Origin of the sequence: Blautia glucerasea (genome assembly GCF_013304385.1) — a bacterium.
GTDB lineage: Bacteria > Bacillota > Clostridia > Lachnospirales > Lachnospiraceae > Blautia_A > Blautia_A ammoniilytica.
In genome coordinates this window covers 26,637-51,364 of the sequence record NZ_JAAITU010000032.1, presented here as the reverse complement: position 1 = coordinate 51,364, position 24,728 = coordinate 26,637, and the positions used below count along the sequence as shown (strand labels likewise).

At 47.5% G+C, this 24,728-nt stretch carries 22 protein-coding genes; all 22 read left to right on the top strand.

The features are described 5' to 3' along the window. The coding region (locus G5B11_RS12585; RefSeq protein ID WP_173728451.1) for a ParA family protein at positions 1 to 488 on the top strand (488 nt) is incomplete at its 5' end. Further along, on the top strand, positions 442 to 1,389 hold the full coding sequence (locus G5B11_RS12580; RefSeq protein ID WP_038671851.1) for a ParB/RepB/Spo0J family partition protein: 948 nt from the start codon (positions 442 to 444) through the stop codon (positions 1,387 to 1,389). The genes G5B11_RS12585 and G5B11_RS12580, both read left to right, overlap by 47 nt. A gap of 189 nt (positions 1,390 to 1,578) precedes the next feature. Beyond that, positions 1,579 to 5,721 (top strand): SpaA isopeptide-forming pilin-related protein, encoded by a 4,143-nt coding sequence (locus G5B11_RS12575; RefSeq protein ID WP_173728449.1) that lies wholly within the window; start codon positions 1,579 to 1,581, stop codon positions 5,719 to 5,721. A gap of 145 nt (positions 5,722 to 5,866) precedes the next feature. Continuing rightward, positions 5,867 to 6,169 carry a hypothetical protein gene (locus G5B11_RS12570; RefSeq protein ID WP_015522621.1) on the top strand — a complete coding sequence of 101 codons (303 nt, stop codon included), beginning with the start codon at positions 5,867 to 5,869 and terminating at the stop codon, positions 6,167 to 6,169. 10 nt (positions 6,170 to 6,179) lie between these two features. Further along, on the top strand, positions 6,180 to 6,452 hold the full coding sequence (locus G5B11_RS12565; protein WP_015522620.1) for a hypothetical protein: 273 nt from the start codon (positions 6,180 to 6,182) through the stop codon (positions 6,450 to 6,452). Between the two features lie 128 nt (positions 6,453 to 6,580). Further along, positions 6,581 to 7,288 (top strand): hypothetical protein, encoded by a 708-nt coding sequence (locus G5B11_RS12560; RefSeq protein ID WP_038671857.1) that lies wholly within the window; start codon positions 6,581 to 6,583, stop codon positions 7,286 to 7,288. Positions 7,289 to 7,302: 14 nt separating this feature from the next. Continuing rightward, positions 7,303 to 7,509: a hypothetical protein gene (locus G5B11_RS12555; protein ID WP_025577652.1), complete on the top strand. Its 207-nt coding sequence runs from the start codon at positions 7,303 to 7,305 to the stop codon at positions 7,507 to 7,509. 786 nt (positions 7,510 to 8,295) lie between these two features. Next, positions 8,296 to 8,748 (top strand): TnpV protein, encoded by a 453-nt coding sequence (locus G5B11_RS19135; protein WP_306800752.1) that lies wholly within the window; start codon positions 8,296 to 8,298, stop codon positions 8,746 to 8,748. Positions 8,749 to 8,807: 59 nt separating this feature from the next. Then, on the top strand, positions 8,808 to 15,317 hold the full coding sequence (locus tag G5B11_RS12550) for an LPD25 domain-containing protein (RefSeq protein ID WP_330603134.1): 6,510 nt from the start codon (positions 8,808 to 8,810) through the stop codon (positions 15,315 to 15,317). Between the two features lie 77 nt (positions 15,318 to 15,394). After that, entirely contained in the window at positions 15,395 to 15,724 is a 330-nt protein-coding gene (locus tag G5B11_RS12545) for a DUF6664 family protein (RefSeq protein WP_242859652.1), read from the top strand. 112 nt (positions 15,725 to 15,836) lie between these two features. Beyond that, positions 15,837 to 16,424, top strand: coding sequence for a proteasome subunit (locus G5B11_RS12540; protein WP_015560128.1), 588 nt, complete (start codon positions 15,837 to 15,839; stop codon positions 16,422 to 16,424). Positions 16,425 to 16,508: 84 nt separating this feature from the next. Then, on the top strand, positions 16,509 to 17,498 hold the full coding sequence (locus tag G5B11_RS12535; RefSeq protein WP_025577659.1) for a DUF3991 and TOPRIM domain-containing protein: 990 nt from the start codon (positions 16,509 to 16,511) through the stop codon (positions 17,496 to 17,498). A 72-nt stretch (positions 17,499 to 17,570) separates the two neighbouring features. Then, positions 17,571 to 17,864 (top strand): hypothetical protein, encoded by a 294-nt coding sequence (locus G5B11_RS12530; protein WP_025577661.1) that lies wholly within the window; start codon positions 17,571 to 17,573, stop codon positions 17,862 to 17,864. Positions 17,865 to 17,956: 92 nt separating this feature from the next. Continuing rightward, on the top strand, positions 17,957 to 18,109 hold the full coding sequence (locus G5B11_RS12525) for a DUF3789 domain-containing protein (RefSeq protein ID WP_173728445.1): 153 nt from the start codon (positions 17,957 to 17,959) through the stop codon (positions 18,107 to 18,109). After that, positions 18,069 to 18,398 (top strand): plasmid mobilization protein, encoded by a 330-nt coding sequence (locus G5B11_RS12520; RefSeq protein ID WP_173728443.1) that lies wholly within the window; start codon positions 18,069 to 18,071, stop codon positions 18,396 to 18,398. The genes G5B11_RS12525 and G5B11_RS12520 overlap by 41 nt, the downstream gene beginning before the upstream one ends. After that, positions 18,398 to 19,810: a relaxase/mobilization nuclease domain-containing protein gene (locus G5B11_RS12515; protein ID WP_173728441.1), complete on the top strand. Its 1,413-nt coding sequence runs from the start codon at positions 18,398 to 18,400 to the stop codon at positions 19,808 to 19,810. The genes G5B11_RS12520 and G5B11_RS12515 overlap by 1 nt, the downstream gene beginning before the upstream one ends. Beyond that, entirely contained in the window at positions 19,752 to 20,564 is an 813-nt protein-coding gene (locus G5B11_RS12510) for a PcfB family protein (protein ID WP_173728439.1), read from the top strand. The genes G5B11_RS12515 and G5B11_RS12510 overlap by 59 nt, the downstream gene beginning before the upstream one ends. Before the next feature lie 6 nt (positions 20,565 to 20,570). Continuing rightward, complete coding sequence (locus G5B11_RS12505) at positions 20,571 to 21,434, top strand: hypothetical protein (RefSeq protein ID WP_173728437.1); 864 nt, start codon at positions 20,571 to 20,573, stop codon at positions 21,432 to 21,434. Positions 21,435 to 21,449: 15 nt separating this feature from the next. Next, complete coding sequence (locus G5B11_RS12500; RefSeq protein ID WP_006857246.1) at positions 21,450 to 21,647, top strand: hypothetical protein; 198 nt, start codon at positions 21,450 to 21,452, stop codon at positions 21,645 to 21,647. Then, a complete protein-coding gene (locus tag G5B11_RS12495) occupies positions 21,634 to 23,424 on the top strand; it encodes a VirD4-like conjugal transfer protein, CD1115 family (RefSeq protein ID WP_006857247.1) in 1,791 nt (596 codons plus the stop codon). The genes G5B11_RS12500 and G5B11_RS12495 overlap by 14 nt, the downstream gene beginning before the upstream one ends. Positions 23,425 to 23,438: 14 nt before the next feature. Further along, positions 23,439 to 23,795: a glutamyl-tRNA amidotransferase subunit A gene (locus tag G5B11_RS12490; protein WP_008703428.1), complete on the top strand. Its 357-nt coding sequence runs from the start codon at positions 23,439 to 23,441 to the stop codon at positions 23,793 to 23,795. A gap of 95 nt (positions 23,796 to 23,890) precedes the next feature. After that, positions 23,891 to 24,727 (top strand): hypothetical protein, encoded by an 837-nt coding sequence (locus tag G5B11_RS12485; RefSeq protein WP_055156384.1) that lies wholly within the window; start codon positions 23,891 to 23,893, stop codon positions 24,725 to 24,727. Position 24,728 lies beyond the last annotated feature (1 nt).

Sequence of the window (24,728 nt, the reverse complement as noted above, 5' to 3'; positions counted from 1 at the left end):
ATAAATATGGGGTATTTCAAAAGTTAATCAGCATAATAATTTACTCCGCATTAGATTGTATGCCGAGCTTAGGCATGATAACCATCAATGCTCTGGCGGCGGCTGACAGCGTGATTATCCCGACACAGCCCCACTATCTCTCGGCTAAAGGTCTGGAGCTTTTGCTTCGCTCCGTATCAATGGTCAAGCGGCAAATCAACCCAAAGCTGCGGATAGACGGTATCTTAATGACTATGGTAATGCCCCGTACCAACATTTCTAAGGAAATTACGGCAACGGTCAAAAGTGCATACGGTAAGAAAATCAAGGTATTTGATACCGAGATACCTCATTCTATCCGTGCGGTGGAAGCTACCGCAGAAGGCAAAAGTATTTTTGCTTACGACAAAAGCGGCAAGGTTGCCGCAGCCTATGAGCAGTTAGGAAAGGAGGTGGCAGAGATTGGCGAGAAGCAGAGAAACCAAAATCGAGCTGACCGCATACGATGACCTTTTTCAGACGGACGAAAGCCGTGAGGAAGCAAAGCTAAGCAAGATACGGGATATTCCCATATCGGAGATTGACGAGTTTCCAGACCACCCGTTCAAGGTTTTGATGGACGAAGATATGGAACAACTTGTTGAGAGTATCAAGCGAAACGGTGTAATGACCCCTGCGACAGTTCGCTTAAAAGAGGACGGACGGTATGAGCTTATCAGTGGTCACAGGCGAAAAAAGGCTTGTGAACTTGCAGGACTTGAAACGCTGAAATGCGAGGTCAAAGAGCTTACCCGTGATGAAGCCATTATTGTTATGGTGGAAAGTAATCTCCAACGCTCTGTTATTTTGCCGAGTGAGAAAGCGTTTGCGTATAAAATGCGGTTGGAAGCTATGAAACGACAGGCAGGCAGACCCCCAAAAGAAAATGCGTCGCCATTGGCGACTAATTTATCAAAAGGGCGTTCTGATGAGGAATTAGGAGAACTTGTTGGAGAAAGCAAAGACCAGATACGCCGCTATATCCGTCTAACGGAGCTTGTTCCCGAAATCCTGCAAATGGTAGATGAAAGGCAGATTGCTTTTCGTCCTGCGGTTGAGGTTTCTTATCTGACCGAGGAACAGCAATACACCCTGCTTGAAGCAATGGAGTACAACGATGCTACCCCGTCATTGGCACAGGCTATCAAAATGAAGAAGTATAACCAAGATGGCAAGCTCACTTCCGAGGTTATCCAGTCCATTATGGAGGAAGAAAAGCCCAATCAGAAGGAAAAACCTGCTTTCCGTGACGAGAGGATAACCAAGCTCATTCCAAAGACTGTTCCCAGAGGGCAGGAAACGGATTTTGTTGTCAAGGCGTTGGAGTTTTATAACCGACACTTGCAGCGGAACAAGGCTCACGAGAGATAGCCACACACCGAGGGCGAGGTCTGCCCATTTGAGTGGATAGCCATCATTTTGGATTCCCCCTCTCCACACCTCACCCCCTAACTACTGCCAGTAACTATCCGAGAAAAGAAATACTTTAAGCTGTCCATAACGGGCAGCTTTTTTCGGTCAGTAAGGCAAAATATTCAATCCAAATTACAGGAGGTAACTATGAAAATCCCTAAATTGTTCAAAAAGGCTGCGGCTTTTGTAATGGCTGCGGTCACGGCATTATCCATAATGCCTGCGACGGCGTTTGCTGCGGGTGACATCGGGACGATTTCCTTTTCCCACACCTATGACAGCAACGGTAATGCGATGAGGTACAATTCCAGTGCGAATATCGGCGGCTATACCGCAGGCGGAACGGGAAATTATAAGTACCGTATGTTTGTGGACGGTGAGAATGCGTTTTGTATTCAGCCGGGAGTACCGCTGAAAACAGGAAACACCTTGAAAAAGGCTTCCTCTGATACTTGGAACGCCCTTTCAGCCAACCAGAAAAAGGCGGTTGGGCTTGCCCTGCTCTATGGGTATCAGGGCAACCGAAATAATCTGTCAGGAAGTGATGATGAAAAATGGCTTGCCACGCAGACCCTCGTATGGGAGTTTGTCACAGGTTGCCGTGAAGCCACAGGTTCATATAACCAGACAAGCACCACCGTTTACAGCCTACACTTCGGTTCAAATTATGCCAACAGCGGAGCAAGGGCAGTGTATGACCAGATTGTTGCGATGCTGCGTGAGCATAACACCATTCCGAGCTTTATGTCGGGTGGTAAGAATGACATCACAAAGGAGCTTGCCTACAAGGACGGAAAGTACAGCATCACATTGAATGACAGCAACGGCGTGCTTTCTGATTACAGCTTTTTAAGCTCTGACAGTAATGTGAGTGTATCGAAGTCTGGAAATAAGCTGACAATCAGCTCCACTGTAGCTATCAGCGGTTCTGTCCGCATTACGGCAAAGAGGAACAATGTGCCGACTGTCAGCAGCAGTGCAAAGCTCATTGCCTATGGCGACCCGAACTTGCAGGATTTGGTAACAGGTGTGGAGAATGCTGATACCGTGTCTGCATATATCAATATCGAAACGCCGACAGGCACGATTGCCCTCAAAAAGACTTCTGAGGACGGAGTTGTGGAGGGCATCTCTTTTACAATCAAAGGTGATAACTTCAATAAAACAGTTAAGACAGGAAAGGACGGCTCTGTCTCCGTGGAGGGATTATTCCCTGGCACTTATACGGTCACAGAACAGTCTATTGACCGTTATGAGCCGCAGAAAACCCAGACCGTCACACTTATCGGAGGAAAAACCTCTACTGTGACCTTCAGCAATACTTTGAAGCGTGGCAGTCTGGAAATCGTCAAGACTTCCGAGGACAATCTGGTGGAGGGAATGAAATTCCACCTTTATGGCACATCTTTAAGCGGCTTGCCTGTTGACGAGTATGCCGTGACTGATAAAAACGGACTGGCTAAGTTTGAAAATGTCCTTATCAGTGGCGATACCCCGTATGTGGTTGAGGAAGTGGATACCGCAGTCCGCTATGTCGTTCCTGCTTCCCAGACAGCTCCGATTGAATGGAACAAGGTCACAAAACGCAGCTTCGACAATGTGTTGAAGAAATTCCAAGTGACTGTGACAAAGACCGATGCAGAAACAGGTTCTCCGCAGGGCAATGCTTCCCTTGCAGGTGCGGTTTACGGCATCTATAAAGGTGAGGAACTGATTGACACCTACACGACTGATGAAAACGGTCAGTTTACGACCAAGTATTATATCTGTGATAATGATTGGACTGTCCGTGAAATCAGCCCGTCCGAGGGGTATCTTCTGGATACCGCAATCCACAAGGTAGGTGCAGAACCAGAGCTATACACGGTAGAGCTGAACAGTACCGCAAACGATGTGAATGAACAGGTCATCAAAGGCAATATCGCACTCATCAAGCATACGGATAACGGGGAAACCCAGATTGAAACACCCGAAGAAGGTGCGGTATTTGAAGTGTTCCTCAAATCCGCAGGCAGCTATGAAAATGCAAAGGAAACCGAGCGTGATGTGCTGACATGTGACGAGAACGGTTTTGCCCAGACAAAGGATATGCCGTATGGCATTTATACCGTCCGCCAGACCTCTGGTTGGGAGGGGCCTGAACTGATGAAAGACTTTGATGTGTTTATCAGCAAGGACGGTCAGACCTACCGCTACCTTATCAACAACGCTAACTTTGAGAGCTATATCAAAATCGTAAAGAAAGATGCAGAAACAGGCAATACAATCCCGTATGCAGGTGCAGGCTTCCAGATTTACGACCCGAATGGAAATCTTGTGACTATGACTTTCACTTATCCCGAAGTGACGACCATTGACACCTTCTATACTACGGCAGACGGCGACCTTATCACACCGCAGACATTGGAATACGGCAAAGGCTATTCCCTTGTGGAAGTACAAGCCCCGTATGGGTATGTCTTAAATTCCGAGCCTGTTTATTTTGATGTGGTGCAGGAAAATTCCGAGGAAGAAAGCGGCATTACCGTTATTGAGGTAGTACGTTCCAATATGGCACAGAAAGGCACAATTACCGTAGAAAAGTCTGGCGAGGTATTCAGCTCCGTTGCAGGCGATAAGGGATTGTATCAGCCGATTTTCTCTGTCAGCGGTCTTGAGGGTGCAGTCTATGAAATTACCGCAGCCGAGGATATTGTCACTCTGGACGGGACGGTCAGAGCAAACAAGGGCGAGGTTGTAGATACCGTTACGACAGGAAAAGACGGTACAGTAAAATCCAAAGAACTGTATCTCGGAAAATATGAGGTTAAGGAAATCACAGCTCCGTATGGAATGGTGCTGAATGAGGAAGTCCGTTCTGTTGAGCTTGTGTATGCAGGACAGAATGTTGATGTAACGGAAACGGCTACTTCTTTCTATAATGAAAGACAGCGTGTTGAAATCGACCTCATCAAGAGCCTTGCCATTGATGAAGCCTACGGCATTGGCAAGAATGGAGAAATCTTTGATGTGACCTTTGGCTTGTATGCGGCGGAGGAACTCACAGCCGCAGATGGAAAGACCATTCCTGCGGACGGTCTGATTGAGGTCATTTCCCTTGATGAAAGCGGTCACGGGAAAGCTATCAGCGACCTGCCGATGGGCAGCTATTATGTGCAGGAAATCTCGACCAACTCCGCATATATTGTCAGCGATGCAAAATACCCTGTTACTTTTGAATACGCAGGACAGGATGCCGAAACTGTCCGCATCACAGCCAATGAGGGCGAAGCTATCACAAATGACATTATTTACGGCTCTGTAAGCGGTAAGAAATCTGATGAGGACGGAAAGGCTCTGGGAGGTGCAGTTATCGGTATCTTTACGACAGGAACTACCGAGTTTACAAAGGAAAATGCGATTGCAGCTACCACATCAAAAGATGATGGTAGTTTTTCTTTTGCCAAAGTGCCGTATGGAACTTGGATAATCCGTGAAATCGAAAGCCCGAAGGGATATGTACTCTCCGAGGAAGAAATCGCCGTGACAATCGGCAAGGTGGACGAAGTTGTGGAAATCGAACTTGTCAACTACTTCATTAAGGGCAATATCGCTTTGACAAAGGTTGATGAGGATTATCCCGACAACAAGCTGTCTGGTGCGGTATTTGAGGTTTACTCCGATACTAATGGCGATGGGAAACTGGATAAAGACGATACGCTGCTTGGCGAAATGAAAGAACTTGACGGCGGCGTTTACCAGATGAGTGAACTCCGCTACGGCAAATATCTGGTAAAGGAAACCAAAGCTCCGACAGGCTTTGTGCTTGATGAAAATGTGTATTCCGTATCCGTTGAGGAGAACGGCAAGACCTACACCGTGGAAAATAAGGCGGGTGTAGGATTTATCAATGCAGCACAGAAAGGCTCTCTTAAAATCGTAAAGACTTCCTCTGACGGTAAGGTGGAGGGCTTCTCTTTCCGTGTGACAGGCGTGGACTATGACCAGACCTTTAAGACAGATAAGAACGGAGAAATCGTGATTGAGGGCTTGCGGATTGGCGACTATACCGTATCCGAAGTAAGCGACAAGGCTTCCGCAGGATATATCCTGCCTGCCGATAAACAGGCAACGGTCAAGGTGGACGCTACGGCTATCGTGCAGATGCACAATGAGTTCAGGGATACCCCGAAAACAGGCGATGACTTCAATCTGGGCTTATGGGTAAGCCTTGCAGCTCTGTCTGTTGTCGGTGCGGGCGTTCTCGGATTTGTCGGCTATAAGAACAGAAAGAAGAAAAAGGAGGACTAATTGATGGACGCTAAAACTATTATCGCAATCGTGCTTGTCGTGTTCATTGTGGGTGCGGCGGTATGGCTGAATATCCGTAACAGAAAGAATAAGTAAGTGGTTTGGGCGGCTGAAAGATGCCGCCCTTTCCTTTATGGAGGTAACAATGAGAAACCTTAAAACCATTGAAAAGAAAGTCAGGGCTGTTCTGGAAAAGAATGAGGATGCCAGAAATGACGATATGGTGCTGTATCTTGCACTTTGTAATGCCTGTCTGAAGGATGCAGGGGCAATGCCGCTTGCGGAGATAATGACGCAGCACAAATATCTCGGTCTGCCGAGCTTTGAGAGCGTCAGCAGGACACGCCGCAAGCTGCAGGCACGGTATCCAGAGCTTGCAGGGAGCCGCCCTGTTCAGAAAATGAGAGCCACGGGCGAGAAAGCTTATCGGCGTTATGCCAAAGAATAGAGAGGTGCTTATGGACGAAGAAAAACGCTCTAATCAGAACTATGAAATCATCGAGAGCTGTACTATCGGGAGTACAGAGCTTGTCATCGGTCACAATCCCAACGCACCCAACCCTTATGTGTGTTGGTACTGCAAGGGCGGCTCAAATTATTTCTGGGGTTATTACACGAATGAGCTTGATGATGCACGGCAAAAGCTGAATGAACGATACCAGTCAGAGTGCCGTATGCCCTATAATCAGCCTGCCCAGAAGCAGAAAAACGGTGATGACCGTGAGCGATAAAATAAAATATGACTGCACGACCTGTCCTTATCCCCGATATAAGGATGGGTCAGTTATTTTCTGCGATGTCTGTATCCGCAAGATTTTAGACGAGCAGAAGGAGAAAAAGGAAAGAAAGGAGCAGCCGAATGAGTAATGAAATAAAGACAAGACCTTTAACCCCGACAGAACAGAAATACACCTATGCCCAGAGCATGCAGCTTGAGGGGCAGACAGGCACTATCGGGCATCTGCGTGGTGACTTTGCCACAACGGGCTATGGCTTTTACACCACTTGGTTTGATACCAGACCCCAATGGAAATCTGACGAATTTAAGGCAGAGCTTGATACGGTCATCAATGCTTTACGGGAGGATAAAGGGCTTTTGCATAACCGCTATGATATGAGTGCGTTTGCAAGGCATTTTCCCGAAAGTGCTATCAAGGGTAACTATTGTATGGAGTACGGTTTCCGTGTGGATACGGAGAAACACGCTTTTCTGCTTCGGTGCAATCCCACCAAAGGCGACTATAATTTTTATTGCTATTGCTATGTGAAGGAATGGCTTGATAAGCATATCCAGAAAGCAGAACAAGGTATCCGATTTATTGACCCTCAATATAAAGAACTGTTCCGTATCCCCGACGGCGGAAAGGTCATTGTCACGACTTCTTGGGGAGAAAAACGGGAGTATCCCTGCCGCTTCATTGATGAATACCATACCGAAGTCGGCAGCAATCTGTACCACATCTGCGAGTTTGCCGAGCGTATGCAGAAAAACGGGGCGACCTATGAGCCGAAACCCGCGGAGCAAACGCCGCAGAAAGAACCGAAGCACAAGGATTTAGAACGATAAGGAGGATTTAGAATATGGCTGTTAATCAGAAAGCCGTCAAGGTCTTGAATAAGGTCTTGGAAGCAGGCTTTACCGATGAAAAAGCGATTGCCGCTATGACTATGGACGATATTCTTTCTATGCAGGGCATCACGGTTGGGGATATTACTCTCATCAATGACCTGCAAAAGAGCATTAAATCGAACAAGGTCATTTCTTTTCTTGGCGGTGGTGCGGAGTGAGCAAACAGGAATATTTGAAACAAAAACGATAAGGAGGTGTAGGTTGAATGGCTGCGAAGTATCAGCTAATCACAGAGCTGTATCGGCGTACAGGCGTTGCGGTTGCAAAAAATCCGCAGGCGTGGCAGGGCTTTCTGTCCTCTGCCTGCCGCAACTATAAATGCCGTTATGACGAACAGCTTTTAATATACGCCCAACGCCCCGATGCTGTCGCCGTTGCGAAGCTCGAAACTTGGAACAGGCAGTTCAAGCGTTGGGTCAATAAGGACAGCAAGGGTATTGCCGTATTTGACCCGAAAGGTCGCAGGAATACGCTGAAATACTATTTTGATGTGTCCGACACCCACGAGGGCTATTATGGCAGCCGCCCTGTTCCGATATGGCAGATGGATGAGCGATACGAGCAGGCTGTTATGGAAAGGCTCTCGGACAGGTTTGGAGATGTGGAAAGCACTGACCTTGCTTCTGCCTTAATGGAAACGGCAAAGAACGCCGTGGAGGACAATCTGCAAGACTATTTTTCTCAGTTAAAGGACTGCACGAAAGACAGCTTTTTGGAAGAACTGGACGACTTTAATATAGAAGTCATTTACAGGCGGCTGGCAGCAAACAGCGTTGCTTTTATGCTGATCAGCCGCTGCGGTCTGGATACGAATGAGTTTTTTGACCGAGAGGATTTTGCGGATATTGTAAATTTCAATACCCCTGCAATGATAAACGCCATCGGCGTTGCCACGAGCGATATTGCGGAAATGGCGTTACGGGAAATCTCACAGTCTATCCGAAATGTGCAAATGGCGGAAAAAGACCAGAATCGCACCTTTGCACAAAGAACGCAGGCTCAGTATGATAAAGGCAGACAACAACCCGAAAGGAGCGAATACAATGAGCGAAATCACTTACAGCAGACAGGGGGATTATCTTATTCCCGACCTAACATTACCGACAGAGCCAGAGCTTCCGCTTGGCAGGTACGCTTTGATGCACAGGGATTATCTGGAGAAGCACAAACGAGTGACCTATCTCAACCTGCTGACATCGGGCAGGCTGAACGGGCATCTGCACGAGGTAGAGCAGACAGCACTCCAGAGGTTGGAGCTTCTGACGAAGCAGCTCTCAGCCGAGCAGGGCGTGACAGAGGAACTGAAAGAGAAAGCTCCGATGCAGTGGGTCGGACTGATGAACAACATCCGCAGCCAAGCGGAGGAAGTGATACTGACCGAACTGATTTACAAGTAAGCGTTGCCAAAGAGGATGAGGTCAGGGTCAATCTTCCAACCGTAGATGAACAAATCGAAATGATAGCAAAAGCAGAGGACGAAAAAGCCTCTGCTTTTGCTATTTCCAAAGAAGATATTGACTCCGTACTTCAGAAAGGCAGTGGCGTTGCGGACGGAAAATACCGCATCTACCGCCAATTTCAAAAGGGCGAGGACAGACAGAAAAATATTGAGTTCCTTAAAAATGAGTATGGAACGGGCGGCGGTACGCACATCTTCCCCGATGGTTTCAGCGGTCATTCTTGGCATGACAGCAAAGGTCTTGCCATTGACCGAAACGGCACTTATACCAATCACGACCTTGTGTTGAAATGGTCACAGGTTGAAAAGCGTCTGCGTGAGCTGATTAAGGATAACCGCTATCTCAATCCGAAAGAAAAAGAGCATTATGCCGATTATCTGGAGAGCGTGTCAGCCCCTCAATATGAGATTGACACCCAGAGGAAAATAGCAAGGCAGCGTTTTATCGACGCCCACCGTGACCTGCCGCCTGCCGACAAACGGGATACCCTTGCTTTGCGGCTATCTGACTTTATCCGTGACTTGGACAGGTACGAAAAAGACCTGTTATCTGTTGTGGAACGAAGCGACCTTGCAGATGTTACCGCCGAGCAAATGGAACAGCACTTATCCGACCCCTCAACCGTTCAACAGCTCATAGACTTTCTTGCACAGGTACAATGGAAAACGACCTCAGTTTTCAGCCGCAGTAATGGGTGGAAGTTTACCGAGGAATTAAGGGAGCTGCACCCACTCCGCTACCTCTACAATGAGGGCGATGTGGTGTATATCGGTGCGGATAAATATGAGATTGCAACACTTACCGAGGAAAAGGTTTATCTGCAAAATGCCGAGTTTCCTATCTTGGGACAGGAATACAGCCGAGCCGACTTTGAAGAAAAGCTAACGGAAAATCCTGCAAATGACCATCTGAAAGTGGTCGTAACCGAGAAACAGAGGACAGAAACACCGTCCGAGAAAAAGCAGGACGGAATACAGTTTTCTATCGGTTTTTCCGAACACCCTGCCTTTTATGACAGACAGCTTAATGACCGCTATACAGATTTGAGCTTTGCTCTGGGTAATAAGCTGCTTGGTATTTTGGACGAGAAACAGCACCGTGAGCGTGAGGGCGATAAAAATATCGGGTGGTATCACAAGACCGATTTTGTTATCAAGGCTGTTATCGGCGGCGAGGAATTTAACTATGAAGGGCGGTTTGATATTGGCGATGGTGAGGGCGATTTAATTGCCCACATTAAGAATTTTTACGATTATGCCTTATCGCCAAAGGGCGAACAGCTATATGGAGATGACCGAGAAAGCCTGCTCCGTGGCAGAGATGAGTTTATCCCATTCTTGGAACAGCACACCGAGCTGATCCAAGAGGAGGAAAAGCTCCTTGATGAGATTATGGCTACCGAAAGTGATTGGTACAGGACAGCCGAGGAAGCCGAAGAAAAACCACAGGCGAATGCCGATAAAGTGAATGGCTCAGAAGCTCCTGTCATTGAAATGGAGCAATCCACAGATGACCTCATAGGCAGGGAAATCATCATAGATAACCGTAAATATCTCATTGAGAGCATTGGGAAAATCAGCGGTGATGTGTCCCTGCGTGACATCACATTCCAGAACAATGTGGGCTTTCCGATAAACCGAGTGGAGAAAATCGGCTATATCCAAAAGCTATTGGAACAGGAAAAAACCGTACCACCCGAAGAAAAAACGGAAACTCTTGCCACAGACCGTCATAATTTCCGTATTAACGATGACGCCATCGGTGTCGGCGGAGCAAAAGAAAAGTTCCGAAACAATATGGCGGCAATCAACCTGCTGCACGAGCTTGAAATCGAAAACCGCCTTGCCACACCCGAAGAACAGGAAGTCCTATCTCGATATGTCGGTTGGGGCGGTCTTTCTAAGGCATTTGATGAACACAATGCGGCGTGGGCGGAGGAATTTAAGGAGCTATATGCCAGCCTATCCCCAGAGGAATACCGTGCCGCTATGGAGTCAACGCTGACCGCTTTTTATACGCCGCCTGTTGTTATCAAGGCGATGTATGACGCACTTGACCGCCTGGGCTTTTCACAGGGCAATATCTTGGAGCCGTCCTGCGGTACAGGCAATTTCTTTGGTCTGCTTCCCGAAAGTATGCAAAACAGCAAGCTCCACGGCGTGGAAATCGACTCTCTCACAGGCAGGATTGCAAAGCAGCTCTACCAAAAAGCGAACATTGCCATTGAGGGCTTTGAGAAAACAAATCTCCCAGACGACCATTTTGATGTAGTCCTCGGTAATGTGCCTTTTGGGGAGATAAGGGTCAATGACAGCCGATACAACGCCCAGAAATTTCTCATACACGACTACTTTTTCGCAAAGGCTCTGGATAAAGTCTGTGCCGGCGGCGTTGTGATGTTCATTACCTCAAAGGGTACGATGGATAAAGCAAGTCCAGAGGTACGCAAGTATATTGCCCAGAGAGCCGAGCTTTTAGGTGCTATCCGTCTGCCAGACAACACCTTTAAGGCAAACGCAGGCACGGAGGTCACGAGCGATATTCTTATCCTGCAAAAGCGTGACCGAGTGATGGATATAGAGCCAGACTGGGTACACCTTGATACGGACGAAAACGGTGTTACGATGAACAGATATTTTGTCGAACACCCCGAAATGGTGTTGGGCGAGATAAAGATGGAAAACACACGCTTTGGTACTTTCGAGCCTGTCTGTAAAGCCCGTAAGGATATACCACTTTCCGAGCTTCTGTCTAATGCAGTTCAGAGGATAAACGGCGAAATCCCAGAGCTTGATAATAGGGTTGATGAAATCTCCGATGAGCAGGAGCTTTCCGTTCCTGCTGACCCGAATGTGCGTAACTTCTCTTTTACTCTGGTGGACGGCAGGGTTTACTTCCGAGAGAATGACCGTATGCAACCTGCTTCTGTGTCGATGACCGCAGAAAACCGTATTAAGGGACTTATCCAAATTCGTGACTGTGTGCGTAAGCTCATAGAGTATCAGACCGATGATTACCCAGAGGAAATGATACGCACCGAGCAGGAAAACCTCAACCGTCTGTATGATGTTTATACCGCAAAATACGGTCTAATCAACAGCCGAGGAAACTATCTTGCTTTTGCTTCAGATGAGAGCTACTTCCTTCTATGTTCTCTGGAGGTGCTTGATGATGAGGGCAACTTCAAACGGAAGGCAGATATGTTCACAAAGCGGACTATCAAACCCCACCGAGAAGTAACTTCGGTTGAAACTGCAAGCGAAGCCCTTGCCCTCTCTATCGGAGAGAAAGCCCGTGTTGATTTGCCTTATATGGAGCAGCTCACAGGCAAAACGCAGGCTGAGCTTGTACAGAATTTACAAGGTATTATCTTCAAAGTACCGAACTGTGAGCCTGTTTCCTATGTAGCCGCAGACGAGTATCTGTCAGGAAATGTCCGAAACAAGCTGACGGTTGCGGAGCTTGCTGCGAAGAATGACCCAGAGCTTGCAGTTAATGTGGAAGCCTTGGAAAAGGTCATTCCCAAAGACCTCTCGGCGGCGGAAATCTCTGTCCGTCTGGGTGCAACTTGGATACCGCAGGAAGATATACAGTGGTTTGTGATGGAGCTTTTAACTCCGTCAAGTTATGCTGCAGGCAGATTAAAGGTACGATACACCCCGATAAACGGAGACTGGTTCATAGAGAATAAAAGCTCCGATATGGGGAATGTAAAGGCGGACAGCACCTATGGTACGAAAAGAGCTTCCGCCTATCGCATTATTGAGGACACCTTAAATCTGCGTGACACCCGTATCTTTGATTATGTGTATGACGAACACGGCAATAAAAAAGCGGTGTTCAATGCAAAGGAAACTACGGCGGCACAGGCGAAGCAGGAAGTCATCAAGCAGGCATTTCAGGATTGGATATGGAAAGACCCAGAACGGCGAAACCGTCTTGTCCGTTATTACAACGACACTTTTAACTCTGTGCGACCCCGTGAATATGACGGAAGCCATATCACTTTCGGAGGTATCAGTCCAGAAATCACACTAAGAGCACATCAAGTCAACGCCATCGCCCATATCCTTTATGGCGGCAATACGCTCCTTGCCCATAAGGTGGGAGCAGGCAAAACCTTTGAAATGGTAGCCGCCGCACAGGAAAGCAAACGGCTCGGTTTATGTCAGAAATCTATGTTTGTTGTGCCGAATCATCTTGTCGGTCAGTGGGCTTCTGAGTATCTGCGGCTCTATCCGAGTGCAAATATCCTTGTTACAACAAAGCAGGATTTTGAAACAGGAAACCGCAAGAAGTTCTGCGGTAGGATTGCCACAGGCGACTATGATGCAGTCATTATTGGGCATTCTCAGTTTGAAAAAATTCCGATGAGCATAGAACGACAGCGGGAACAGTTGGAGAAGCAGCTTGATGATATTGAGCGTGGCATTGATGATGTGCAGGCTTCCAAAGGCGAGCAGTTCACGGTCAAACAGCTAATGAAAACCCGAAAGGCAATCAAGACGAAGCTCGAAAAGCTTAACGACACCAAGCGTAAGGATACGGTTATCGACTTTGAACAGCTCGGCGTTGACAGGCTTTTCATTGATGAGAGCCATTTTTATAAGAATTTGTACCTCTACACCAAGATGCGAAATGTAGGCGGTATCGCCCAGACCGAAGCCCAGAAATCAAGCGACCTCTTTATGAAATGCCGCTATCTGGACGAAATCACGGGCAACCGTGGCACGGTTTTCGCAACGGGTACGCCTGTCAGCAATTCAATGGTTGAGCTGTACTCCGTTCAGAGGTACTTGCAGTATGACACCCTTGCACAGAATGGTTTGCAGCATTTTGACAGTTGGGCTTCTACCTTTGGAGAAACGGTTACAGCTCTGGAATTAGCACCCGAAGGCACGAATTACCGAGCCAAGACGAGGTTTGCCAAGTTCTATAACCTGCCAGAGCTGATGCAGATGTTCCGTGAGGTGGCGGATATACAGACCGCCGATATGCTAAAGCTCCCCGTGCCAAAGGTCAATTACCACAATATTAAGACCAAGCCGAGCGAGATACAGACTGAGATGGTAGCTTCCCTTGCGAAGCGGGCTGAGAAAGTCAGGGCAAGGCTTGTCGAGCCGAACATCGACAATATGCTCAAGATAACCAATGACGGGCGGAAACTGGCTCTTGACCAGAGAATGATTGACCCGATGCTGCCAGACGACCCAGAAAGTAAAGTCAATGCCTGCGTGGATAATGTGTACCGTATCTGGGAGGAACACGCCGATACCAAAGCGACACAGCTTGTGTTCTGCGACCTGTCCACCCCGAAAAATGACGGTACTTTCAATGTTTATGACGATATGAGGGAGAAGCTGATAGCCCTTGGTATCCCTGCGGAGCAGATACGCTTTATCCACGAAGCGACCACCGATGCACAGAAAAAAGAGTTGTTCGGTAAGGTCAGAAGCGGAGAAGTCCGTGTGCTGTTCGGCTCTACTCCGAAGATGGGAGCAGGTACGAATGTGCAGGACAGGCTCATAGCAATCCATAACCTTGATTGTCCGTGGCGTCCTTCCGACCTTGAACAAAGGCAGGGACGTATTGAACGGCAGGGCAATATGTTCCCAGAGGTGGAGGTTTACCGTTATGTGACCGAGCAGACTTTTGATGCCTATCTCTATCAGTTGGTGGAGAGTAAGCAGAAATTTATCAGCCAGATAATGACGAGCAAAAGCCCTATCCGTTCTGCCGAAGATGTGGACGAGGTTGCCCTGTCCTTTGCGGAGGTTAAAATGCTTGCCACAGGCGATGCCCGTTTTAAGGAAAAGATGGATTTGGATATACAGGTTTCCAAGCTCCGAGTGTTAAAGCAGAGTTACCTTTCCGAGCATTACGACCTTGAGGACAGAGTGCTGAAATACTATCCCCAGACCATTAAGGAGTATGAGGAACGCATTGCAGGCTATGAAAATGATGTAGCTCTTGCCGAACAGCACAAGCCGCAGGGCGAGGATAAGTTCTGCCCGATGACCCTAAAAGGCGTGACCTACACCGAAAAGGCAGACGCAGGCGAAATGCTTCTTGCAATCTGCAAGGATTATCCGATGTCCGCACCTACCGAAATCGGCAGCTATCGAGGTATCCGAATGGAGATTTATTATGATACCGTCAACGCACATTACTGTATGAACCTTTGTGGAAGGGCAAAGCATAAGGTGGATTTAGGCTCCGATGCTCTCGGAAATCTGACCCGAATTGAAAACGAGCTGTCAAAGCTCCCTGCCAGACTGGAAGCTGCCAAGACCAAAAAGGCGGAAACTATCGTACAGCTTGAAACCGCAAAGGAGGAAATCAAGAAGCCTTTTGCCTTTGAAGATGAGCTGAAAGAAAAAACAGAACGGCTGAACGCTCTTAACATTGAGCTGAATCTAAATGAAAAAGATACTTCCGTTATGGATACCGAGCCAGAGCAGACAGAAGAACAGCCCGAAAGAAAATGTGCAAGTCGGGAGAGATAATGCGGTTTGCATATTTGTATTGCTGATTTCTGGGAAGTATAATAGGTGTAGATTAGTAAATGTCGGAGGTGAAAGGTGTGCTTGATAATTTCAGATTTGAAACCTTTGTTGATGTGCATAGCAACATTTTTGCTGAATATCTAAGCTCCGTTATCGCAAAGTTGCCCAAAGAAAATCCAGAATACCGTTCCATAGAGGAGAGGATAGAGGAACTCTACAAGGAGTATCCAAAAGTGATGGCAGTTTTGGATACGGAAAAGCCGAGTGATTTATCCGAGCAGGAGTGTAAGGCTTTGATAGAAGTTTTGGAGCTTCGGAACAGGCTCAGCGATATGCAGCAGGAAGCAATCTATTTCAGAGGATGCTATGACAGCGTTGGGTATCTCAAAAAGGCAGGAATTTTATAACCGAGAACGGCGGCATTGGCGTGGAGCTGATGCCGCTTTTACATAGCCGCAGAGGTGGAAAAATTCATAAAAATGTGGTATGATTTTTAAATCAGTAAGGAGGTGACAGTTTGTGAGTGTTATCTTTGGAATAAAAGAAAATAACCGTATAATTATTGCAGGCGATAAGCGAGGGTCAAGTATTGACGGGAAAACTTTGTCAGATGATTTAGACAAAGTCCTTATGATAAATGACCATTTAGCTTTTTCAAGTGCAGGTAACGCAGCTATTGAAAAGGCTATTTCAATAGATTTGAACAAGGCGACAAATAAAGATTGCCTAACTACCGATGATTTACTTGATATTATAAAAGCATTTTATAAGCGAGTAGCCGATACAAATTGTGATGCTATATTAGCCTTGCCGTTCTATTTTCTCATAGCAGGTAAAGGGCGTGACGGTAATGCAAGCCTAATATCGGGAGGTAATATCAAGGGTCGTTTAGATGCAAAAGATGTTCCAATGGCTCTTTTTCCACCTGCCGATGCAAAAATGCAGGAGTGCTGCGATTGCTTTGCAAAAAATTATAAGTTGCATAATTCAGAGTTTGTAGAAAAAACAATTAAGGAAATTGCGAATATTAGTAATTTGGTAAGCCCTACGGGTAACAAATGGATTTATAATATCGCAACAGAAAAAGGGATGCTTTTTTCATTCTAAAAGAACTATATTTTACATAGCCGAGAGGTTTTCATTTAACGAAAGCCCCTCGGCTTTTTCTATTTTTGGAGGTGATTTTATCCATTGAGAACTAACCGACCCTATGTGCAGATTGACCCAGATGTGCTTGAACGGGTACGGCAGATTGATTTGTTATCCTATCTGCGTGAGTTTGAGCCGAGCAATCTCGTTAAGGTCAAAGGCACAAGCAATGTGTACTGTACAGCAGAACACGACAGCTTAAAGATTTCCAACGGCAAATGGTATTGGTGGTCGAGAGGTTTCGGCGGCTATTCTGCCCTCGACTATCTCATCAAGGTCAAGGAATATGACTTCGTAGAAGCCGTGGAAATTCTCACGGGACAGACGATGGCGGACTGGAAGCCACCCCCTGCTCCCAAGAAAGATAAACCGAAAGTCCTGCTCCTGCCGCCAAAAAATAAGGATTGTAACCGAGTGATACAGTATCTTTTCGGGCGTGGTATTGACTATCAGCTCATACAGGAGTGTATCTCAGACGGCACGCTTTATGAGAGTGCCGATTATCACAATGCTGTTTTTATCGGCAAAGATGAAAGCGGAACACCGAAATATGCTGCCCTGCGAGGCACTCTCGGCAGCACTTTCAAGCAGGACGCATCGGGCAGCGACAAGCAGTATTCGTTCCGACTTCTGGCAAAGAAGCCTGCGGATACCGTGCATTTATTTGAAGCCGCCATTGATTTACTGTCCTACGCCACCTATCTAAAGTGTGAGGGAAAGGACTATAAATCGGAAAATCTGCTTTCTTTATCGGGCGTGTATCAGCCAAAGAAAGAGATGAAGGACAGCAAAATCCCCATAGCTCTCACAACTTTTTTGAGTGCCAATCCACAAATTAAGACCATAGTTCTGCATCTGGATAATGATAAGGTAGGCAGGCTTTGTACCGCTACTTTGAAGGAACTGTTGCAGAAAGACTACAAAATCGTTGATGATCCTCCGCCTGTCGGCAAGGACTTCAACGATTTTTTGTTGTCCTATCTGAAAATTGCAAGACCAAAGCTTAAGCGTGAAAGGAGTGATGTCCGTTGATTGTGTAGCAGTTTTTGCCCAGAAAGACACCGAAACCAAATCAAAATTTAATGCTGAGCGAGGAATGAACTATTGAAAAAGTATGATGTAACCCTTACTGCCCATTACCGAAAGACCGTTTCCGTCTATGCGGAAAGCCCCGAACAGGCAAAGGAAAAGACAAAAATTATCCTGTTCGATACCGACCTTATCAACTTTACCGATGATGGTTTTGTTTGCGGCGAAGCCGATATTACCGAGCAGAGCGAGGACGGTCTTGACGGTGCGGGCGAGAATACACTACAGGAAAATACGGATTGTTCGGACTGTCCGTACTTCTGCCCCGTGTGCGGTGAGTGTATGTATGAGGAGGACTGCGAAGAATGAGATGTCTTACCAAGCACTGAATTTGGTTAGCCAAATTCGCTTGTTAGGGGGCAGCCCCCTAATACCCCGTGAGAACAGAAAGGAGTTCAAGAATGAGTGAGTTCTTATTTTTCATTATCGGCACAATGCTCGGCGGTCTGTTCGGCGTTGTGTGTATATGCTGCTTGCAGATAAACAGACTTTCCGAGAGAAAGGAAGAGGACAATGCGAAAAAGAAATGTGCAGATACTTTTCCGTCTGACTGAGGAGGAAGCCGAACACCTTAATGAGCTTGTGCGGAAATCGGGTCGCTCAAAAGAAGCCTTTTTAAGAGAAATGGTAAGGGGCTATCAGCTCTGCGAAAAGCCCGACCCAGAGTTCTATAAAATGATGCGTGAGCTGTCCGCTATTGGCAACCGTATCAATCAGCTTGCGGTTAAGGCAAACGCCCTCGGCTTTGTGGATACCCCGATACTCCGTGAGGAAGCAAGGAAGTGGCACGAATTTCAGATTGAAATTCGCAAAAGGTATCTGCTTCCACGCAGGTCATCGTAATGGCGGTCTGCGAAATATGGGATGTGCGTGGCAGGCTCGACCACCCAATCGACTATGCCGAAAATCCCGAAAAAACCGCCAACCCTAAATACACCGAAGCCGACCTGCAGGCGATGGTCGATGTAATGGAGTACGCTACCAATAAAGAAAAGACAGAGCAGCGTTTCTTTGTCACAGGCGTAAACTGTGACCCGACCACCGCCAGAGATGAAATGATGATTACCAAAGCGGGATGGAGCGACACGAGTGAGATTGTCTGCTATCACGGCTTCCAGAGCTTCAAGCACGGTGAGGTTACGCCAGAGCAGGCACACGAGGTCGGCGTTAAACTTGCCGAGCGAATGTGGGGCGACAGGTTTCAGGTCATTGTCGCCACCCACCTAAATACCGACTGCCTGCATAATCACTTTGTCGTGAACTCTGTTTCTTTTGCGGACGGTATGCACTACCACGATAACAAAGCAAATCTGCGGCTGCTCCGTCAGCGTTCCGATGAGCTTTGCCGTGAGTATGCCCTGTCTGTCATCGAACACCCAAGCGGCAAGAAAAAGCCCTACGCCCTTTACCAAGCCGAAAAGCAGGGGCGACCCACGAGGGATAATGTTGCCAGACAGGCGGTGGATGAAGCTATCAGCAAATCATTTACGCTGAAAGACTTTGACTGCCAGTTGGCAGAAATGGGCTACCGCATAAACTTTGACCCCAACCGCAAGTATTGGACGATTATCGGCAAGGGCTGGAAAAGACCCAAGCGGCTTTATAAGCTCGGAGAGGAATACACCAATGACAGGATTATGGAGCGTATCAGCGAAAATTCCTATGCGGTCAAATTCCAGAGCTTCTCAGAGTCACAGCCACAGGTCAAGGTCTATCGGGTCAAAGGCTCATTGAAGAATGCCAGGAAAATCGGCGGCTTGCGTGGGCTGTATCTCCATTACTGCTACAAGCTCGGTATCCTTCCAAAAGGCAGAAAACAAAATTATGCACGGCTTCATTATCTTTTAAAGGACGACCTTATGAAGATGGAAGCCATCACACAGGAAACAAGGCTGCTTTGCCGCAATCACATTGATACGGCGGAGCAGCTTTGTTCATATAAAGGCTCTCTGGAAATGGAGATGTCTGCCCTGCTTCAGAAACGAAAGGAGCTTTACTCTAAATCCCGCAGAACAAGCGGCGAAGAAAAGGAAGCAGTCAAGGCAGAGCTTTCCGATATTTCGGGGCGGCTGAAAATTATCCGAAAGGAGGTCAGACTGTGCGAGGGCATTTCCGCCCGTAGTGATACCCTCAAGGAAAAATTGCAGACGATACGGGCAGACGAACACGAACAGCAAAGAAAGGAGCTGATGAAGAATGAACACAGGCGGCGAAGCGGCAGAACAAATCGTCCGAATGAGCTTGGAGGGCTTTGAGGTCGCTGCCAAAATTACAGGTGCAGGTGCGAAGAACATCACTATCCTGTTGTATTCCATTCTTAAAGAAGAAAAGAAAACCAAAGGCAAAGCAAGGCTGACAAGTATGCTCCGTTCTGGTAAGGAACTGAAAGTCTTTACCGTCAAAAGCGGCGACTTGAAAAAGTTCACTCAGGAAGCGAAAAAATACGGTGTGCTTTACTGCGTCCTCACGGACAGGAAAAACAAAGACCCCAATGCAGAGGTCGATGTCATCGCCCGTGCCGAAGACGCATCGAAAATCAGTCGTATCGTGGAACGCTTTAATCTTGCTTCGGTGGATACCGCTTCTATTGTGACGGAAGCCGAGAAATCTAAAGATGCAAAGGACGGTCAGTCAGAGCCAGATATTGGTGTGCAGGAAAAGGCGGAGAAAGACAAGCTGCTTGACGAGCTTATGGGCAAGCCCGTCCAAAAGGAGGAAAACGCCCCAAACCCCTCGGTGGCAAAGACAGAAAAATCCCCTCAGTCCGAGCCTACCTCAGAGCAGCCAAAGAAGTTCGCAGAGGGGGCTACTATGACTAAGGAGAAACCTTCTGTCAGAGAGGAACTGCGGAAAATCAAGGAGAGCCGCAAGGAGCAGGAAGCAGAGATTGGCACTTCCGCCCTGGACAAAAGCGGAGCTTCCGACAGGGCGAAAAGTGCTAACGGGAAAACGGAGCATAAACAGCCCCAGAGAAAGAAAAAGAAACCAAAATCCAAAGAAACGAGGTAAACAGCTATGAGTATTTATGATGTATTCAGCGGCGGCAACAGACCTTTTGATAAAGAGGAATGGGCTGCCGCAAAGCAGGCACAGCGGAAAGAAACCTATGAGCTGATTGACAATACCTGCTCTGAAATGATGGCAAGCGGCGACAGCTTCCGTCAGTATCTTAATGTGCAGGGTCGCTTTGACCGCTACTCCGTGGCTAACGCTATTCTGGTGTCAGCACAGATGCCCGAAGCAATGCAGCTTAAAGAGTACAGCAAATGGAAAGCGAACCGTGTCTATGTGAACAAGGACGCACAGAAAATTATTATCCTTGAGCCGAGCAAGGAATACACCCGTGAGGACGGGACAAAGGGCATCTCCTACAATGCCAAAGTGGTTTATGATATTTCCGAAACCTCGGCAAAGGACAGGCAGCAGGAACAGGAGCCGAAATCCATGCGTGAGCTTGTGTCGGCTCTGATTGATGCAAGCCCTGTACCCTGTGTACCCATCGGTGAGCTTGAACTGCCTGCCTATTATGACAGCTCTCAGCAGACCATTTTTGTTAAGAAGGGGCTTTCCGAGGAAGTGCTGTTCGTGAGTATGGCAAAAGAGGTATCGGCAGCAGTCTATGACTTTAAGCACAACGAGAGCCGTGATGCTTCCGATTTCAAATCCTTCTGCGTTGCCTATATGGTAAGCTCCCGTTACGGCGTGGATACCAGAGGGTTTGACTTTTCCAGACTTCCCAGAGAGTATGCGGAAATGGATACGCAGGCATTCAAGGGAGAGCTTGGCACGATGCGTGATGTTCTGGGCGAAATCCAGAGCGATATGTATAAGAGTATGGAAAAGAACAAGCCTGCAAAGAGCAAAGAGCAGGAACGCTAATCGGAGGTGAAGACTATGAGAGAGGAACGATACCATATCGCACTTGACAAGTACGATAAGAATATCGTCATCAACGCCTTAAACACCCTGCGTACACGGCAGTTACAGGAGGAACGCCCCACCGAGCCTGTTGACGAGCTGATAAGCAAGGTGGCACACGCTCCGACAAAAAAGGTTAAGGTCGTGCATTGCAGGTGCAATGAGGAACGATGACCAGAAAACGAGCCTAATCCTTTCTGTCTGCGGTATACTTCCTGTCGTATGGCTTGCCCTGCTGACAGCACCCTATGTCAGCGGCGGTCTTGTAGAGATTATCCGAGGTCTGCCTGTGGCGATGGGCAATCCGTTTGAAATAATGGTATGTGAGGACAGCGTAAAGACTGTCCTTATTTTTTTACTTGCCTACGCTATGGGCATCGGCGTTTATTTCTCTACACGCAGGAATTACCGCAGGCGTGAGGAACACGGCTCTGCGAAATGGGGCAACGCAGGTGCTTTGAATAAGAAGTACCGAGATAAAGACCCGTCAGCTAATAAGCTCTTGACCCAGAATGTCCGTATCGGGTTGGACGGGAAAAAGCACCGCAGGAATCTGAACATTTTAGTATGCGGTGGCTCTGGTGCGGGTAAAACAAGGTTTTTCTGCAAGCCAAATGCTATGCAGTGCAACACATCTTTTGTAATACTCGACCCAAAGGGCGAAATCGTCCGTGACATCGGCGGTCTGTTGGAAAATAAAGGCTATGAGGTGCGTGTGCTTGACCTTATCAATATGCACCGCAGCCATTGTTACAATCCTTTTGTCTATCTGCGGAATGATAACGATGTTCAGAGGTTGGTAACAAACTTGTTTAAGGCGACCACACCGAAAGGCTCACAGTCGCAAGACCCGTTCTGGGATACGGCAGCGAGTATGCTTCTTCTGGCTCTGGTGTTCTATCTGAAATATGAAGCACCGCCAGACGAGCAGAATTTCCCGATGGTTATGGAGCTGCTCCGTGCAGGCGAAGTCCGAGAGGACGATGACAGCTATGTAAGCCCTCTGGATGAGCTGTTTGACCGTCTGGAAATGGTAAACCCAGAGCATATCGCCCTTAAGTATTACAGGGATTACCACTCTGGTAGTGCAAAGACCTTAAAGAGTATCCAGATAACCCTTGCCGCAAGGCTTGAAAAATTCAATCTGGAGAGCCTTGCAGGACTGACCGCCACCGATGAGCTTGACCTGCCAAGTCTGGGAGAAAAGAAGGTCGCTCTGTTCGCTCTGATACCCGACAACGACACGAGCTTTAACTTCCTTGTCAGTATCCTTTATACCCAGCTCTTTCAACAGCTTTTTTATCTGGCAGACCACAAGTACGGCGGAAGCCTGCCTGTGCATTGCCATTTCATAATGGACGAATTTGCGAATGTTTCATTGCCTGATGACTTTGATAAAATCCTGTCTGTTATGCGTTCCAGAGGGGTATCGGTATCCATTATTCTGCAAAATCTGGCACAGCTCAAAGCCCTTTTTGAAAAGCAATGGGAAAGCATTGTCGGCAACTGCGATGAGTTTCTGTATCTGGGCGGCAACGAGCAAAGCACCCATAAATATGTGTCAGAGCTTTTGGGCAAGGAAACCATTGATACCAACACCTACGGGAAAAGCTCTGGGCGGAGTGGTAACTATTCAACAAATTATCAGATTTCGGGGCGTGAGCTGATGACCCCAGACGAAGTGCGTATGCTTGATAACCGTTACGCACTTCTTTTTGTGCGTGGAGAACGCCCCGTTATGGACTTCAAGTATGACATCTTGAAGCACCCGAATGTGAAGCTGACGGCTGACGGAGGGCAACCACCGTATATCCACGGAGAGCCTACGCAGGCTGTCGCAACCCTTGTGTTTGACAGTGATATTCCAGATAACGCCGTGAGCGTGAAAGCTGTCAGCACTTCCTATGAGCTTCTGTCCGATGAGGACTTGGAAGAAATATTCAATTTATAAGGAGGATTTACCCTATGAAACTTTTTAAGAAGAACGAGAACAAGAAAACCACGAAGCTGCCGATGACTAAAAAGGTTAAGAAAGGCTTCCGCTATTATTGTATGGCTGTTATGGCAATGACCTTTGTGCTTGGTACTTCCGTAACCGCCTTTGCTGCCAATGACCCCATTCAGGTAGTCAACAATCTGTCCGATTTCATTTTCGGTCTGGTGAGGGCTGTCGGTATGATTATGCTCGGCTTTGGTATCGTGCAGATTGGTCTTTCTCTCAAATCTCACGACCCGTCCCAGAGAGCTAACGGCTTTTTGACCCTTGCAGGCGGCGTTGTCATTACCTTTGCAAAAGAAATCTTGACTCTTATCACAGGCTAAGATAACAGACTGACACAAGACGAAAGATAACGGGAGCAGATCCGCCGAGTGCGGAACTCGCTCCCGTTATCTAATATCATCAAGGAGGTGGTCAAATGTCTGATAACTGGGTGGTACAGAATTTAGAGAACGCCCTAAACACTTGGAATGAGAAATTAGCCGAGATATGGCAGCTCGTTACCCAATCCCCAGAGAACTTTAAGGGCGGCACGATATGGAATGTCATCGTGGATATTCACGGTGCGGTGCAGGCTATCGGACTTGCCCTGCTCGTGCTGTTCTTTGTTGTGGGTGTAATGCGTACCTGCGGAAATTTTGCAGAAGTCAAGCGACCAGAGCAGGCGTTGAAGCTGTTTATCCGCTTTGCCATTGCCAAAGGTGCAGTGACCTACGGATTGGAACTGATGATGGCACTGTTTAAGATTGTGCAGGGTATGATTTCCACGATTATGAATGCCGCAGGATTTGGCTCGGCACAGCAGACGGTGTTGCCGCAGGAAATCGTGACAGCCGTTGAAGACTGCGGATTTTTTGAGAGTATCCCGCTATGGGCGGTCACGCTGATAGGCGGACTGTTTATTACGGTGCTGTCATTCATAATGATTATGTCGGTATACGGCAGGTTTTTCAAGCTGTATATCTATACTGCCATAGCACCCGTACCCCTTTCCGCTTTTGCGGGAGAGCCGAGCCAAAGCGTTGGCAAGAGTTTCATTAAGAGCTATGCCGCTGTATGCCTTGAAGGTGCGGTTATCGTGCTTGCCTGCATTATCTTTTCCCTGTTTGCTTCTTCTCCGCCCGTAGTCAATCCCGATGCGGCTGCGGTATCTATGGTGTGGAGCTATATCGGGGAGCTTGTGTTCAATATGCTCGTCCTTGTCGGTGCGGTCAAAATGGCAGACCGTGTTGTAAGAGAAATGATGGGCTTGTAAG

What these genes read in the sequence shown, in the direction of transcription:
- G5B11_RS12575 (WP_173728449.1), top strand. Translation starts at nt 1,579, where the DNA reads ATGAAAATCCCTAAATTGTTCAAAAAGGCTGCGGCTTTTGTAATGGCT.
- G5B11_RS12570 (WP_015522621.1), top strand. Translation starts at nt 5,867, where the DNA reads ATGAGAAACCTTAAAACCATTGAAAAGAAAGTCAGGGCTGTTCTGGAA.
- G5B11_RS12565 (WP_015522620.1), top strand. Translation starts at nt 6,180, where the DNA reads ATGGACGAAGAAAAACGCTCTAATCAGAACTATGAAATCATCGAGAGC.
- G5B11_RS12560 (WP_038671857.1), top strand. Translation starts at nt 6,581, where the DNA reads ATGAGTAATGAAATAAAGACAAGACCTTTAACCCCGACAGAACAGAAA.
- G5B11_RS12555 (WP_025577652.1), top strand. Translation starts at nt 7,303, where the DNA reads ATGGCTGTTAATCAGAAAGCCGTCAAGGTCTTGAATAAGGTCTTGGAA.
- G5B11_RS19135 (WP_306800752.1), top strand. Translation starts at nt 8,296, where the DNA reads ATGTGCAAATGGCGGAAAAAGACCAGAATCGCACCTTTGCACAAAGAA.
- G5B11_RS12550 (WP_330603134.1), top strand. Translation starts at nt 8,808, where the DNA reads ATGATAGCAAAAGCAGAGGACGAAAAAGCCTCTGCTTTTGCTATTTCC.
- G5B11_RS12525 (WP_173728445.1), top strand. Translation starts at nt 17,957, where the DNA reads ATGAGTGAGTTCTTATTTTTCATTATCGGCACAATGCTCGGCGGTCTG.
- G5B11_RS12520 (WP_173728443.1), top strand. Translation starts at nt 18,069, where the DNA reads ATGCGAAAAAGAAATGTGCAGATACTTTTCCGTCTGACTGAGGAGGAA.
- G5B11_RS12515 (WP_173728441.1), top strand. Translation starts at nt 18,398, where the DNA reads ATGGCGGTCTGCGAAATATGGGATGTGCGTGGCAGGCTCGACCACCCA.
- G5B11_RS12510 (WP_173728439.1), top strand. Translation starts at nt 19,752, where the DNA reads ATGAACACAGGCGGCGAAGCGGCAGAACAAATCGTCCGAATGAGCTTG.
- G5B11_RS12505 (WP_173728437.1), top strand. Translation starts at nt 20,571, where the DNA reads ATGAGTATTTATGATGTATTCAGCGGCGGCAACAGACCTTTTGATAAA.
- G5B11_RS12500 (WP_006857246.1), top strand. Translation starts at nt 21,450, where the DNA reads ATGAGAGAGGAACGATACCATATCGCACTTGACAAGTACGATAAGAAT.
- G5B11_RS12495 (WP_006857247.1), top strand. Translation starts at nt 21,634, where the DNA reads ATGAGGAACGATGACCAGAAAACGAGCCTAATCCTTTCTGTCTGCGGT.
- G5B11_RS12490 (WP_008703428.1), top strand. Translation starts at nt 23,439, where the DNA reads ATGAAACTTTTTAAGAAGAACGAGAACAAGAAAACCACGAAGCTGCCG.
- G5B11_RS12485 (WP_055156384.1), top strand. Translation starts at nt 23,891, where the DNA reads ATGTCTGATAACTGGGTGGTACAGAATTTAGAGAACGCCCTAAACACT.